14 protein-coding genes are annotated in these 13,533 nt (G+C 60.3%); 6 read left to right on the top strand and 8 right to left on the bottom strand.

Going from position 1 to position 13,533, the window contains the following annotated elements; all coding sequences use genetic code 11:
* Positions 1-2: 2 nt before the first annotated feature.
* From K7H22_RS16145 to hmgA, 7 genes are all read right to left on the bottom strand, one after another.
* Positions 3-1,418 (bottom strand): pyridoxal phosphate-dependent decarboxylase family protein, encoded by a 1,416-nt coding sequence (locus K7H22_RS16145; protein WP_230801912.1) that lies wholly within the window; start codon positions 1,416-1,418, stop codon positions 3-5.
* A 131-nt stretch (positions 1,419-1,549) separates the two neighbouring features.
* Positions 1,550-1,753: a DUF2783 domain-containing protein gene (locus tag K7H22_RS16140; protein WP_230801911.1), complete on the bottom strand. Its 204-nt coding sequence runs from the start codon at positions 1,751-1,753 to the stop codon at positions 1,550-1,552.
* The gene (locus K7H22_RS16135) at positions 1,750-3,372 is read right to left on the bottom strand and encodes an FAD-dependent oxidoreductase (protein ID WP_230801910.1); all 1,623 of its coding nucleotides are present in this window, start codon (positions 3,370-3,372) and stop codon (positions 1,750-1,752) included. Before K7H22_RS16135 ends, K7H22_RS16140 begins: the two co-directional genes overlap by 4 nt.
* A complete protein-coding gene (locus tag K7H22_RS16130; protein WP_230801909.1) occupies positions 3,369-3,569 on the bottom strand; it encodes a hypothetical protein in 201 nt (66 codons plus the stop codon). Before K7H22_RS16130 ends, K7H22_RS16135 begins: the two co-directional genes overlap by 4 nt.
* Positions 3,570-3,588: 19 nt before the next feature.
* Positions 3,589-4,539, bottom strand: a complete 951-nt coding sequence (locus tag K7H22_RS16125; protein WP_230801908.1) for an MBL fold metallo-hydrolase — start codon at positions 4,537-4,539, stop codon at positions 3,589-3,591.
* An 83-nt stretch (positions 4,540-4,622) separates the two neighbouring features.
* Complete coding sequence (gene fahA, locus K7H22_RS16120) at positions 4,623-5,879, bottom strand: fumarylacetoacetase (RefSeq protein WP_230801907.1); 1,257 nt, start codon at positions 5,877-5,879, stop codon at positions 4,623-4,625.
* 103 nt (positions 5,880-5,982) lie between these two features.
* Positions 5,983-7,344 (bottom strand): homogentisate 1,2-dioxygenase, encoded by a 1,362-nt coding sequence (gene hmgA / locus K7H22_RS16115; protein WP_230801906.1) that lies wholly within the window; start codon positions 7,342-7,344, stop codon positions 5,983-5,985.
* A 70-nt stretch (positions 7,345-7,414) separates the two neighbouring features.
* Here hmgA and K7H22_RS16110 point away from each other — a divergent pair, with 70 nt between their 5' ends.
* Positions 7,415-7,852 carry a MarR family winged helix-turn-helix transcriptional regulator gene (locus tag K7H22_RS16110; RefSeq protein ID WP_230801905.1) on the top strand — a complete coding sequence of 146 codons (438 nt, stop codon included), beginning with the start codon at positions 7,415-7,417 and terminating at the stop codon, positions 7,850-7,852.
* 21 nt (positions 7,853-7,873) lie between these two features.
* On the opposite strand, the gene K7H22_RS16105 is transcribed toward K7H22_RS16110, so the two are convergent.
* A complete protein-coding gene (locus K7H22_RS16105) occupies positions 7,874-8,683 on the bottom strand; it encodes a division plane positioning ATPase MipZ (RefSeq protein WP_230801904.1) in 810 nt (269 codons plus the stop codon).
* A 201-nt stretch (positions 8,684-8,884) separates the two neighbouring features.
* Here K7H22_RS16105 and rfbC point away from each other — a divergent pair, with 201 nt between their 5' ends.
* The 5 genes from rfbC to K7H22_RS16080 all read left to right on the top strand — a co-directional run bounded on the left by rfbC (position 8,885) and on the right by K7H22_RS16080 (position 13,507).
* Positions 8,885-9,451, top strand: coding sequence for a dTDP-4-dehydrorhamnose 3,5-epimerase (gene rfbC, locus K7H22_RS16100; RefSeq protein ID WP_230801903.1), 567 nt, complete (start codon positions 8,885-8,887; stop codon positions 9,449-9,451).
* A gap of 3 nt (positions 9,452-9,454) precedes the next feature.
* On the top strand, positions 9,455-10,504 hold the full coding sequence (rfbB, locus tag K7H22_RS16095) for a dTDP-glucose 4,6-dehydratase (protein ID WP_230801902.1): 1,050 nt from the start codon (positions 9,455-9,457) through the stop codon (positions 10,502-10,504).
* The gene (gene rfbD, locus K7H22_RS16090; protein WP_230801972.1) at positions 10,504-11,364 is read left to right on the top strand and encodes a dTDP-4-dehydrorhamnose reductase; all 861 of its coding nucleotides are present in this window, start codon (positions 10,504-10,506) and stop codon (positions 11,362-11,364) included. The genes rfbB and rfbD overlap by 1 nt, the downstream gene beginning before the upstream one ends.
* Position 11,365: 1 nt before the next feature.
* The gene (rfbA, locus tag K7H22_RS16085) at positions 11,366-12,238 is read left to right on the top strand and encodes a glucose-1-phosphate thymidylyltransferase RfbA (RefSeq protein ID WP_230801901.1); all 873 of its coding nucleotides are present in this window, start codon (positions 11,366-11,368) and stop codon (positions 12,236-12,238) included.
* 162 nt (positions 12,239-12,400) lie between these two features.
* Positions 12,401-13,507 (top strand): NAD-dependent epimerase/dehydratase family protein, encoded by a 1,107-nt coding sequence (locus tag K7H22_RS16080; RefSeq protein WP_230801900.1) that lies wholly within the window; start codon positions 12,401-12,403, stop codon positions 13,505-13,507.
* Positions 13,508-13,533 lie beyond the last annotated feature (26 nt).

Below are 13,533 nucleotides of genomic sequence, written 5' to 3'. Positions count from 1 at the left end.
GTCTATCCTTTTGCGAGGGCTGCGGCGGTTTCGGTGATGACATCATAGGCCGTATCGACATCCGCCTTTATTGCATCGAATTGTCCGGCCTGAAAGCGGATCACGTAATCACCTGCCACCCGTGTCTGGGTCAGGTAGATCCGCCCGTCATCATTGATCGCGTTGAGCAGCGCCTGCGTTAACGCCTCGGCATCGTCACCATCGGGTGCATAGCGGAAAGTAAAGAGCGACAGGACAGGTTCTGTCACGATCTGGAACCCAGACGTGGCGCGCAACCTTTCCGCCAGATCGTGGCTCCACGCTACATGGTTGCGGATCATTGCCCGCAATCCCTCAAGTCCGTAGGCACGGATCAGGAACCACAGCTTGAGCGCTCGAAACCGCCGCCCCAGCGGGACCGACCATTCGGAATAATTGATGATCCCGTCCGCGCCGTGAGTCTTGAGGTATTCCGGCTGGATCGCCAGCGTCCGCGTCAGGTCCGCAGGCGAGCGTATGAAATGCGCTGACAGATCGAACTGCGTGCCCAGCCATTTATGCGGGTTGAACACGACCGAATCCGCCATCTCCACGCCTTGCCACAAATCGCGGAATTCTGGGCAGATCATCGCCGCCCCCGCCCATGCCGCATCGACATGGCTGTATAGGCCATGCGCCTGCGCCACGCGGCATACGCCCGCGATATCGTCACACGCGCCGGTGCCCGTGCCGCCCGTGCAGGCGATCACGCCCGCAGGCAGATAACCCGCCGCCTTGTCGGCGACAATCGCGGCCTCCAGTGCCGCGACATCCATGCCGCGCAGCGGGCCTTGGGTAGGAATGCGGACTAGGTTGGTCTGCCCGATACCCGCGATCCAGATGGCCCGGTCAACCGACGAATGCACTTCGGCTGAACAATAGATGCGCAACGGTGTCTGACCTGCGAGGCCGTTGGCATTGCCATCCCATTCCAGCGCGCGTTCGCGCATCACCAGCACGGCAGCCAGTGTGGCTGAACTGGCGCTGTCCTGAATGACACCGGCGAACCCGTCCGGCAGACCGATGGACTGGCGCAGCCAATCCATCATCCGCGTCTCCATCTCGGTCGCGGCGGGCGAGGTCTGCCACAGCATGCATTGCGGTGCCATCACCGTCACAAGATGATCTGCCAACACCGCAGCAGGCGAGGCATTCGAGGGGAAATACGCAAAGAAACGCGGGTGCTGCCAATGGGTGATCCCTGGCATCACGATGGATTCGAAATCCGCAATGATATCGTCCATCGATTGCGCTGCTTCCGGCGGATGTGCAGGCAGGGCGGCCAGAACGTCACCTGGACGGGTTTGCGCCCGCACTGATCTGTCACGCAGACCTGCATGATAGCGTCCGGCCCAGTCGGCGGCCCAACGGCCCCATTTTGGAAACTCGTCCCACCGCATCACGTCCCCCTCCGTCTAGTTAACATGATAAATATATTCCAGAGCGGCATCTGGCAATGAAAATCCTCCGCGTTGCACATGTTGGCAAGCGGGGGATTTCGAGCATTTATGGCACCATGAAATAGGTCGGCTTAGCCTTTTTCCGGCGATTTCGCGGCTTGCAAGGCCTGCGCCAGCACATCGTGTTGTCCGATATGGTTCATCAGGATCAGGATCAACCGCGCATTTAGCGCGTCGCTTGCGTCTTTGGTCAGCCCCTCATGGGTTGCCAGCAGACCGGCGTAAATGTCGTCGGGACGGTCCATGTTCGGCGTCAGGATCAGATCGGCGGTCATGCTTGAATATCCTGTCCTGTGGCGCACCGGATGGCGGCACGAATGGCGGTGTCGTCGTAAGCACGGAAACGCGCGGCAACATGCTGATCGGGGCGGATCAGGTAGACGGCGGCGGGCGCATCCCCCAGATAGCGCGCGGTCAGCGCGCCGGTGACATCGTCCTGATCGCTCAAGGCAAGCCGTGTCACGGTGATGCCGCTTTCGGTCAGGCTGTCGGGCGCGTCGGTGTTGATCGTGAGCAGTGTGAACCTGTCTCCCAGACCGTCCAGCAGAAACCTGTTGCCCAGCGCCGCGTCAGGGCAGGGCGAACCGGGCCGCGTGCGGGCGGGTCCCAGGGGCAGCGCATCGGGCGTGTTCAGTGGTGATCCGTCATAGGTGCAGGGCATGGAAAGCCGCCCCGAATTGACCAAAGGCCGCGCAAAGGCGTGATGCTCGGACAGGTCCAGCACCGCATCGCGGAAGACGCGGCTGATCTCGGACTTGGGCGTGATGAAATCGGTCGAGCGGGACGAGTTCAGGATGTTCTCGTCTGCGCCAAAAACGCGTTCAGCGTCATAGCTGTCCAGCAGGGCGTCCGGGGCAAGCCCGTCCAGCACCAGTTTCAGCTTCCACGCCAGATTGTCAGTATCCTGCAGGCCGGAATTGGCACCGCGTGCTCCGAAAGGGCTGACCTGATGCGCGCTGTCGCCAGCAAAGATCACCCGGTTATGGCGGAACTTTTCCATCCGGCGGCACTGGAAGGTATAGATCGAGACCCATTCCAGGCTGAACTCCACGTCATCCCCCAGCATTGCCTTTAGGCGGGGGGTCACGTTCTCGGGCTTTTTCTCCTGCTCCTTGTCGATATCCCAGCCCAATTGCAGATCGATGCGCCAAACCCCATCAGGCTGCTTGTGCAAAAGCGCGGATTGCCCCTTGTTGAAGGGGGGATCGAACCAGAACCAGCGTTCGGTCGGGAAATCCGCCTCCATGATCACATCGGCGATCAGGAAATTGTCCTCGAACACGCGGCCTACGAAATCCAGTCCCAACATCGAGCGGACCGGACTGGCCGCACCATCACAGGCTATGACGTAATCGGCGGTGATCTCATACTGGCCTTCGGGGGTGTCGATGGACAGCGCCACGTGGTCGCCGTGATCGGTGATGCCCGCCACCTTGTTGCCGCCACGAAGTGCGATCTGCGCGCCTCCCGCTTCGATTTCACGGGCGCGTTTGACCAGATATTCTTCGATGTAATACTGTTGCAAGTTGATGAAGGCGGGCCGCTTGTGGCCTTCTTCGGGCAGCAGGTTGAAGTCATAGACCTTGCGCTCGTCGAAGAACACCTTGCCAATGCTCCACCGGACGCCCTTGTCCACCAAGGGCGCGCCCAGCCCCAGACGGTCCGCGATCTCCAGCGTGCGCTTGGCAAAGCAGATGGCGCGACTGCCGAAGCTGACCTTGTCATTCTCGTCCAGCACCACCACCTCGACGCCCTGCTGCGCCAGATCAACGGCGGCGGCCAGACCGACCGGACCCGCGCCGATGACCGCGACCTTGTGATGGGCAGGCGATAGCGCATCCTGATCCGCGTGGCGGCGATAGGGATAAAGAGGCACCTCGAAAATCTTGTTCATCCGTTGTCCTTTCGCAAAAGCGCCCAAGCGGACCATACCGCAGTGCCCCCGAAAAACGCGCCTGCGATCAGCACCACCTCAAGCGCGGCGATGCCGCCAAAGCCGCGTGTGACAAGGGCAAAAGCCATCATCCCCAGCCCGAAAACCGAGATCGCAAGCCGCAACTTCAACTCGCCCCGTGTTGGTCCGTATTTCATGTCTGCCGCCCTCGACTGATCAGCTTTGCAAAGCTTCCCACATCTCGATATCGCGCTGGGCGGTCCAGATGCGGGGGGTGTCGATGCCGCGCGCCTCGTCATAGGCGCGGGCGACGTTGAAGGGCAGGCAATGCTCGTAAATGGCGTAATCCTTGAACTTGGGGTCGCAAGCCGCACGCACGGCGTCCCACACCTCTTTGAGACTGCCACCGCGGGCGGCCACACGGGCGGCGGCGTTATAGGTGCTGTCGACGAAATCGCGCGTATTCTCGATCGCTGCCGTGACCATATCCTGCCCCATCAGCGCATCACCGCGACCCGGTGCAATGGCGTCCACCTGGAACGAGGCGATGGCATCCAGCGTATCGCCCCAGTCGCTGAAATGCCCGTCACCGCAGTAGCAGGCCGAGTGGTATTCCACGATATCGCCGGTGAACATCACGTTCTGGTCGGGCACGTGGATCACGATATCGCCAGCTGTATGGGCGCGGCCTAGATGCATCAGGTCAATCCGGCGGTTGCCCAGATAGACGGTCATGTCATCACTGAAAGTCGTGGTGGGCCATGTCAGGCCGGGGATGCTTTCATGCCCCTCGAAAAGACGCGGGAAACGCTGGAACTCGCTGTCCCAGTCTTCCTGACCGCGTTCGACCACCATGGCGCGGGCCTTGTCGCCCATGATGATCTGGTTGGCACCAAAGGCGGATGCGCCCAGCACGCGCACTGCGTGATAATGCGTCAGCACCACATGGCTGATCGGCTTGTCTGTAACAGAGCGGACGCAGTCGATCACTTTATTGGCCAGACGCGGGGTCGCCTGCGCCTCGACGATCATTACGGAGTCGTCGCCAATGATGACACCCGAGTTGGGATCGCCTTCGGCGGTAAAGGCGTATACACCTTCACCCACTTCGGTGAAGGTGATCTTTTTCTCGGTCATGTCGCCTTGCGATGCAAAAGCCTTGGCCATGGTGTCTTCCTTTCAGGGGCGGTGCCGGGGCTGGGGAGGGACACCTCCGGCGGGAATATTTCGGGCAAGATGAAACGGCAGGCCTATCTTGCGTAAGGGTCTTTCAGCGCCGGCAGGATGGTGCCGGTGCAGGGGCCAAATCCGATAATGTAGCCATCTCCCTGCGCTTTGCCTTCCAGTGTGAGGGTGTCGCCGTCCTCGAGAAAGCTGCGGATCTCGCCGCTGTCCAGTGTCAGGGGTTCCTTGCCGCCCCAACTGAGTTCCAGCAGACTGCCGCGCTGGTGCTTTTCCGCGCCCGAGATGGTGCCGGACCCCAAAAGGTCACCGGGTGTCATCGGGCAACCCGCGCTGCTGTGATGTGCGAGTTGTTGCGCTGCGGAATAGTACAATTCACGTGCATTGGTCCGTGCAATTTCCGTGGCGGCCTTTCCTTCGGGTGCCAGTGTGACGCTCAGGTCGATGTTGTACAGCATCGGGTCAGTATCCTTGAGGTGATCCAGCAGCGGCACCTCGCGGGCAGGCGTGTCAACGCGAAACGGCTCCAACGCCGCTGTCGTCACGATCCACGGGCTGATACTGGTCGCGGTCGCCTTGGCCTGAAACGGCCCAAGCGGCTGGTATTCCCACGCCTGAATATCGCGCGCGGACCAGTCGTTCAGCAGCACATAGCCGAAAATCATCGCATCGGCTTCATCCACGGTCACAGGGCCTTCGCTGGGCATGCCCACAACCGCCCCCATTTCCAGTTCCAGATCGAAACGGGCCGAGGGCGCAAACCGAGGCGCGGCATCGTCAGGGGCTTTCAACTGCCCCCACGGGCGGCGCACCGGCGTGCCGGAAACAACAACCGACGAGGCCCGGCCGTTATAGCCGATGGGCATGTGCAACCAATTGGGCGGCAAGGCATTCTCGGCGCCGCGGAACATCGTGCCGACATTGGTGGCGTGATGACGGCCTGCGTAAAAGTCGGTATATTCGGCAATAAGGAAGGGCAGATACATCTCTGCATCGGCCATCGGCACCAGATGAGCCTCGACCGCCGCACGATCCGGCGATCCCTCGGCCAGAAGCTGGATCAGCCGCGCGCGCAGCGCGGTCCACGCCTCGGGGCCCAATTCCATCACCTCGTTCCAGAAGGGCACGTCAAAGACGGGCGCATCATCAAGGTTCAGCAGCCCCTCATCCTCGGCGGCGCGGCAGTCAAGGATCATGTCGCCAATCGCGACACCGCAACGCGGATCGTCCTCGCCGGTCGAGAAAACGCCGCAAGGCAGGTTGTTGAGTGGAAACGGGTGACCGGGCGTGTTGGCCGAAGCCACCCAGCTTGTCATCAGGGGCATGTCTTTGTCCTTCCGGGGGGGCAGCCCCGTTGCCGGTGCGGGGCCGGAATGTCAGAGGCGGGCAAGAGAGCAAACCCCTGCCCAGCGGCGCTAAGTGTTCTGCCTATTTCTTGCCGGGCGTGCCGTCGAACTTCTTCTCGAGGCTGTCCCAGCAGTCGATATAGTCGTCCTGCAAGGGTGCCTCCTCGGCTGCGAAGCGCGTCAGATGCTGCGGGAAACGGGTTTCGAACATGAAGGACATGGTGTTGTCCAGCTTTTCCGCTTTGAGATCGGCATTCGCCGCGCCTTCAAAGGCGTTCTTGTCCGGGCCATGCGGCAGCATCATATTATGCAGGCTCAACCCGCCCGGCACGAAGCCTTTGGGCTTGGCGTCATACTGGCCGTAGATATTACCCATCATCTCGGACATGATGTTCTTGTGATACCACGGCGGACGGAATGTATCCTCGGCCACCATCCAGCGTTCGCGGAATAGCACAAAGTCGATATTGGCGGTCCCCTCGACCCCCGAAGGCGCTGTCAGCACGGTAAAGATCGACGGATCGGGATGATCGAACAGGATCGCACCGACCGGGCAATAGGTCCGCAGGTCGTATTTGACGGGTGCGTAATTGCCGTGCCATGCCACCACATCCAAGGGGGAATGGCCGATCTCGGTCCGGTGGAACTGGCCGCACCATTTGATCACGACGGATGATGGCACCTCGCGATCCTCGAAAGCCGCGACAGGCGTTTTGAAATCGCGCCGGTTCGCCATGCAGTTGGCACCAATCGGGCCGCGACCGGGCAAATCGAATTTTTGACCGTAGTTTTCGCAGACAAATCCGCGGGCGGGGCCTTCGATCACCTCTACCCTATAGAGCAACCCGCGCGGGATGATCGCGATCTCCTTGGGTTCCAGATCAATGATCCCCAACTCGGTGCAAAAGCGCAGGCGGCCTTCTTGCGGAACAATCAGCACTTCACTGTCAGCCGAGAAAAAGTATTCATCCTGCATGGATGCTGTCACCAGATAGACATGGCTTGCCATGCCGACCTGCGTGTTCACATCCCCCGCTGTGGTCATCGTGCGCATGCCGGTGATCCATGTCAGCGGGGTATCGGTATGCGGCACGGGATCCCAGCGATACTGGCCCAAGCTGATCACATCGGGGTCGATATGCGGGGCTGATTTCCAGTAGGGCACGTCCATTTTCACATAGCGCTTGGAATGCTTGACCGAAGGCCGGATGCGGTAGCACCACGTGCGCTCGTTTTGATGGCTGGGCGCGGTAAAGGCCGTGCCGGATAGTTGCTCACCATAAAGACCATAATTGCACTTTTGCGGGCTGTTCATGCCTTGCGGCAGCGCGCCGGGCAAAGCCTCGGTCTCGAAGTCATTGCCGAAGCCGGGCATATAGCCTGGTGTCGTGCCTTGGGGCGTGGCAGCCTGCACGAAGGAATGCGGAAGCGTTGGGCGATTCATGATGCGTCCTCCTTTATGGTTGCGCTGTTAACGGTTGATTTTGTAACTAACAACAGAGGGAGTCCGCATCATGCCACAAAAAGATGATTTCGATTTGCAGAATTTTCTGCCCTATCTGCTGAATCAGGCGGCCGAGGAAAGCAGTTTGGCCTTCCAGCAGGTTTACAAGGATCGCTACGGGATGCTGCGCACCGAATGGCGGGTGCTGTTCCATCTGGGGCTCTATGGGCGCCTGACCGCAAAAGACATTGGTGCAAGATCCAAAATGCACAAGACCAAGATCAGCCGCGCCGTACAGCGGTTGGAAGAGCGACGGTTCCTGACGCGTGCACCGGATGATGCCGACCGGCGGCAGGAACATCTGGAACTGACAGGACAAGGGCGCGCCGCCTATCGCGACCTGCACGGAGTGGCCGAAAGCTATGATCAAACCTTGTCAGTCAAACTCAGCGCCGAAGAGGAACGCGTCTTGCGGGGCGCTTTACGCAAACTGGCGCGCATGGGCTGAATCACCTTTCCCAAGGTGTCTTCAGAACTTTGCCTCGACCCCCGGCAGGTTCAGCGCCTTGACCAGATCGCGCAATTCCTGACGCGCGGCCACGTTCGAGATATTCAACTGTTTGACCCCGATATCCTTGAGGTCCAGCAAGGTCAGCCCGCGCGGGAACAACTCGCGGAAAATCACCCGCTCGTTGAAGCCGGGGGCCACGCGGAACCCGATCCGCTTGGCCAGATTGTCCAGCGCGCGGCCCATCTTTTCTTTGTTCACCATCTGCTGCGCGCCCAGACGGTTCCTGACAACAATCCAGTCGATCGGTTTCAAACCGGCCTGCGCGCGCAACTGTCGCGCACTCCAGACCATTTCGGAATAGACCGAGGGACCGAGGATTTTCTTGCCGTCGCCATCCACATGGGCCAGCAGGTCGAAATCAATGAAGCTGTCGTTGAGCGGTGTAATCAGCGTATCGGCAAGGCTATGCGCGACCTGGCTTAACCGTGTGTGCGAGCCCGGACAGTCGATCACGATGAAGTCGCTGACCGGATCAAGCAGGGCAATTGCGGCGGACAGGCGTTGATCATAAGGGTTCTCACCCTCTTTCAGGGTCGCAGGATCGGGTTCGGGCAGATCAATATATGCGGCACTTGGCAGGGCTAGTGCCGATTTAGCCAGAAATGTTGCCCGATTCTCGGCATAGCGGCCAAAGGTCTTCTGGCGCAGATCAAGGTCCAGTGCGCCGACGCGATGTCCAAGCCGTGCCAGCGCGGTCGCAACATGCATCGACACGGTGGATTTGCCCGCGCCGCCTTTTTCATTTCCGACAACGATAATATGCGCCAAACCGTATCCCCAAATTTCCCGCGAAAAACGCCACCTTCCCCAGTCGCGTCCACCATATGTTGCACGCCCTCATATGGGAAGCGTGCGGGAGGTCAAGAGGTCAGCAAGGCGCGTCCGGTGTGATCCCTGCAACAGAGGCGCGTGACAAGCGTCGCCAGGCTTGCTACGCAACGAGGGGTATATTTCGTAAAGGAATTGTGTGTGAAGATTGAACCAACCGCTCTGCCGGGTCTTCTTGTCCTGACACCTGCCCGTTTTGGTGATGCGCGCGGATTTTTCTCTGAAAGTTACAATCGTTCCACGCTGGCCGGTCATGGAATCACGCTGGAATTCGTGCAGGACAATCATTCCTTGTCTGCACGTTCGGGCACTGTCCGGGGGCTGCATGTCCAGTCGCCGCCGCATGCACAGGCCAAACTGGTCCGTTGTGGCAAAGGCCGCCTATTCGACGTCGCTGTCGATATCCGGCGTGGATCACCGACCTACGGGCAATGGTTCGGAGTCGAGTTGTCTTTCGAGAACGGACGGCAATTGCTGGTGCCGGAGGGTTTTCTGCACGGCTTTGTAACGCGTGAACCGGATACCGAGATCATCTATAAATGTACGGATTATTATGCGCCGGAATGTGACGGCGCGATCCGCTTCGACGATCCGTCAATCGGGATCGACTGGGGGCTGCCTGCGGGGGTTGACGTGCTTTTATCCGACAAGGACGCCAAGGCGCCACTGCTGCGGGACTTTGACTCGCCCTTTGTGTTCGAGGTTTGAGATATGAAACTTCTGATTACCGGCGGTGCCGGATTTATCGGCTCGGCTGTTGTGCGGCTTGCAGTGTCGCGCGGGCATCAGGTCGTGAACCTTGATGCGCTGACCTATGCGGCCTGCCTCGATAACGTGGCATCGGTGGCGGACGATCCGCGCTACGCCTTTGAACATGCCGATATCCGTGACCGCGCGACCCTTGACCGTATTTTTGCCGTGCATCAGCCCGATGCCGTGATGCACCTTGCCGCCGAAAGTCACGTGGACCGCTCGATCGACGGACCTGAAGACTTTATCGAGACGAATATCACTGGCACCTACAACATGCTGGAGGCCGCGCGCAGCTTCTGGATCGCACAGGGCAAGCCCGCCCATTTCCGCTTCCACCATATTTCCACGGATGAGGTATTCGGCTCTCTGCCGGCCGATCCTGCGGTCAAATTCACCGAAGACACGCCCTATGATCCGCGCTCGCCCTATTCGGCGTCGAAAGCCGCGAGTGACCATCTGGTGCGTGCCTGGCACGAAACCTATGGCCTGCCGGTTGTCCTGACCAACTGCTCCAACAATTACGGCCCCTATCATTTCCCCGAAAAACTGGTGCCGGTGATCATCCTGAACGCTTTGGCAGGCAAGCCGCTACCGATCTACGGCGACGGGTCGAACATCCGTGACTGGCTTTATGTCGAGGATCACGCCGATGCCCTCCTGCTGGTTCTGGAGAAAGGCGCGCTGGGTCGCAGCTACAATATCGGCGGCGAGAACGAGCGCACGAACCTTGAACTGGTCCGGACACTCTGTGAGATCCTCGACGTTCTGCGCCCCAAGCCGGAAGGCGCGTATAGCGACCAGATCACCTTCGTCACCGACCGCCCCGGCCATGACGCGCGCTATGCCATTGATCCTTCGCGCATCTGTGCCGAACTGGGCTGGCGTCCTTCCGTCACGGTCGAAGAGGGTCTGCGCCGCACCGTGCGATGGTATCTCGAGAACGAGGCATGGTGGCGCCCCCTGCAAGAGCGCGCAGGCGTCGGCCAGCGTCTGGGGACCAAGGCATGATGCGGGTTCTGGTTTTCGGGCAGACCGGACAGGTTGCCACCGAACTGGCGCGGCGGGCTGGCGATGATGTCGTGATGACCTGTCTGGGGCGCAACCGCGCGGACCTGTCGGACCCCGCGGCCTGCGCCGCCGCGATTGCCGCCTCGGACGCTGATGTGGTGATCAATGCCGCCGCCTATACCGCCGTGGACCGTGCCGAAACCGAGGAAGACCTCGCCACGACCATCAACGGCTCCGCTCCCGGCGCGATGGCGCAGGCCTGTGCCGCGCGGGGCATCCCCTTCCTGCATATCTCGACCGATTACGTCTTTGACGGAAGCGGCACGCAGCCATGGCAGCCCGATGATGTGACCGGGCCTCTGGGTGGCTATGGCCGCTCGAAACTGGCAGGCGAGGTTGCTGTGCGCGCCGCAGGTGGCCCCCACGCGATCTTGCGGACATCTTGGGTTGTCTCGGCCCATGGTGCGAATTTCGTCAAAACGATGCTGCGGCTGGGAGCAGAGCGTGATACGCTCACCATCGTCGCCGATCAGATCGGCGGCCCTACCGCCGCTGCCGATATCGCGGCGGCCCTTCTGACCATGACGCGCGCCTTCCACGCAGGCCAGGGCACCACCGGCACTTATCATTTCAGCGGCGCCCCCGATGTCAGTTGGGCTGATTTCGCGCGCGCGATTTTCGCCGGGTCCGGCCTGACCTGCATGGTCGAGGATATTCCTACCTCGGCCTATCCCACCCCCGCCCGTCGCCCCGCGAACTCCCGCATGGACTGCACGGCCCTGACCCGCGATTACGGGATTGAACGGCCTGATTGGCGCGAAAGCCTGCGCGATATTCTGGCCGATCTGAAGGAGAATTGAGATGACACAGCGCAAAGGCATCATTTTGGCCGGTGGCTCGGGCACGCGGCTTTATCCCATCACCATGGGCCTGTCGAAGCAACTGCTGCCGATCTACGACAAACCCATGATCTACTACCCGCTCAGCGTGCTTATGCTGTCTGGTATCCGCGAGATCGCGCTGATCACCACGCCCGAGGATCAGGATCAGTTCAAGCGTCTTTTGGGGGATGGCAGCCAATGGGGGCTGTCCTTCACCTTCATCCACCAACCTTCGCCGGACGGTCTGGCGCAGGCCTATATCCTTGCCGAAGAGTTTCTGGACGGTTCGCCCTCGGCCATGGTGCTGGGGGACAATATCTTTTTCGGGCATGGCCTGCCTGAACTTCTCAGCGGCGCCGACGGGCAGACAACGGGAGGCACGGTTTTCGGCTATCAGGTCAGCGATCCCGAACGCTACGGTGTTGTCAGCTTCGACGCAGACGGGCAGGTACAGTCGATCATCGAAAAGCCGGAAAAGCCGGCGTCGAATTATGCAGTTACAGGGCTTTATTTTCTGGATGGCAATGCGCCTGAAAAGGCCCGCAAGGTGACCCCTTCGGCGCGCGGAGAGCTTGAAATCACGAGCCTTCTGGAAATGTATCTGGCCGACGGCAACCTGACGGTGCAACGCATGGGGCGCGGCTATGCCTGGCTGGATACGGGCACTCATGCCAGCCTGCTGGATGCGGGCAACTTTGTGCGGACCCTGGAACAACGTCAGGGCATGCAAACAGGCTGCCCCGAAGAAATCGCCTACAACAACGGCTGGATCGATCACGCAGCCCTCAAAGCGATGGCCGACCGCTACGCCAAAAACGAATACGGAAAATATCTGAAAAAGTTGCTCGGATAACCCGATTTTAAGGTCAGTGGGTCAGGATGCAGGTGAGAGCTTGTGTTCTGTTGTGTCAGCGCCAAGGGACGTGCCGCATTGCCGATCACGGCAGTGCCGAACGCTCTGGCATTTGACAAAAGACCGGTTGCAAGCTGTGAAATCTTGCGGGGCGCAACAAATATGTCAGCAACCAAAACTATCCTGATCACGGGCGGTGCCGGCTTCATCGGTGCGCGACTGGCCGCTGAATTGTCGCGTCACCACCGCGTGATTGTCTATGACAGCTTCCATCCCCAAGCCCATCAAGACCCGATGGCAACGCGCCTGCACATGGCGCAGCAAGGGATCAATGTGCGTGTCGGCGATCTGCGCGATCTTGCAGCGTTGCAGGCGGTCTTTGCGCAGGCAAAGCCGGATCTAGTCTATCACCTTGCCGCCGAAACGGGAACAGGACAGTCATTTGATCACCCGTTACGCTATTGCGATGTCAATGTGATGGGGACTGCCAATCTGGTGCTAGCGATGCGGCAGTCAGGGGTCAGACCTGCGCGAATTGTGCTGGCGGGTTCGCGCGCTGTTTATGGCGAAGGTGCCTATATCGACGCAGGCGGCCGGCCCGCCGCCCCGTTGCAACGATCGCCCGATGATCTGGCGGTTGGCTGCTTTCTGCCGCGCGGCGCGAATGGTCTGCCACTGGTCCCTGTCCCCACGCAGGCCGGCAGCCCGGTTGCGCCATCCTCGGTCTATGCTGCGACCAAGCTGATGCAGGAACACCTTTTGCGCCACGCGTTCTGGGGCACCGATACCAGCGTCGGGATACTCCGCTTGCAAAACATCTATGGTCCGGGCCAGTCGCTGCATAATCCATATACCGGCGTGTTGTCGATCTTCTGCCAGCAACTGTGTAGCGGGCGCATGCTGAATATCTATGAGGACGGGCAGATTACGCGTGACTTCCTTTTTGTCGACGACGCAGTGCGCGCCTTTGTCCGTATCGGTCTGATCGCTGGTCTGCCCGATGAAGCAATTGATATCGGGTCCGGTCAGGGCACTACGATCTATGACGTGGCGCGCAAACTCGCCGCGTTGATTGGCCGGTCCGATGACGCGCTGCAGATCACCGGCGCCTACCGTCCCGGCGATATTCGCCACTCTGTCGCCGATATCAGGCGCGCTGCCGGCCTTCTGGGGTGGATTCCAGAGATATCCTTGGACACAGGTTTGCGCGCGCTTGTGCATTGGTCTGGTGCGCATGAACGCCGGGTCGCTGTGCATGCCGCGGAATGAAACGCCGTCGCACCGCCCGCGACCCG

The organism is Seohaeicola saemankumensis (assembly GCF_021021435.1).
Classification (GTDB): Bacteria; Pseudomonadota; Alphaproteobacteria; order Rhodobacterales; family Rhodobacteraceae; genus Seohaeicola.
The sequence above is the reverse complement of the archived record's forward strand: the minus strand, read 5'-3'. Positions and strand labels throughout refer to the sequence as shown.

Excerpts from the sequence above, each read along its gene's own strand:
- hmgA (WP_230801906.1), bottom strand. The coding sequence starts at position 7,344 with ATGAATCGCCCAACGCTTCCGCATTCCTTCGTGCAGGCTGCCACGCCC.
- rfbD (WP_230801972.1), top strand. The coding sequence starts at position 10,504 with ATGCGGGTTCTGGTTTTCGGGCAGACCGGACAGGTTGCCACCGAACTG.
- fahA (WP_230801907.1), bottom strand. The coding sequence starts at position 5,879 with ATGCCCCTGATGACAAGCTGGGTGGCTTCGGCCAACACGCCCGGTCAC.
- K7H22_RS16125 (WP_230801908.1), bottom strand. The coding sequence starts at position 4,539 with ATGGCCAAGGCTTTTGCATCGCAAGGCGACATGACCGAGAAAAAGATC.
- K7H22_RS16145 (WP_230801912.1), bottom strand. The coding sequence starts at position 1,418 with ATGCGGTGGGACGAGTTTCCAAAATGGGGCCGTTGGGCCGCCGACTGG.
- K7H22_RS16130 (WP_230801909.1), bottom strand. The coding sequence starts at position 3,569 with ATGAAATACGGACCAACACGGGGCGAGTTGAAGTTGCGGCTTGCGATC.
- rfbA (WP_230801901.1), top strand. The coding sequence starts at position 11,366 with ATGACACAGCGCAAAGGCATCATTTTGGCCGGTGGCTCGGGCACGCGG.
- K7H22_RS16140 (WP_230801911.1), bottom strand. The coding sequence starts at position 1,753 with ATGACCGCCGATCTGATCCTGACGCCGAACATGGACCGTCCCGACGAC.
- rfbB (WP_230801902.1), top strand. The coding sequence starts at position 9,455 with ATGAAACTTCTGATTACCGGCGGTGCCGGATTTATCGGCTCGGCTGTT.
- K7H22_RS16080 (WP_230801900.1), top strand. The coding sequence starts at position 12,401 with ATGTCAGCAACCAAAACTATCCTGATCACGGGCGGTGCCGGCTTCATC.
- K7H22_RS16135 (WP_230801910.1), bottom strand. The coding sequence starts at position 3,372 with ATGAACAAGATTTTCGAGGTGCCTCTTTATCCCTATCGCCGCCACGCG.
- K7H22_RS16110 (WP_230801905.1), top strand. The coding sequence starts at position 7,415 with ATGCCACAAAAAGATGATTTCGATTTGCAGAATTTTCTGCCCTATCTG.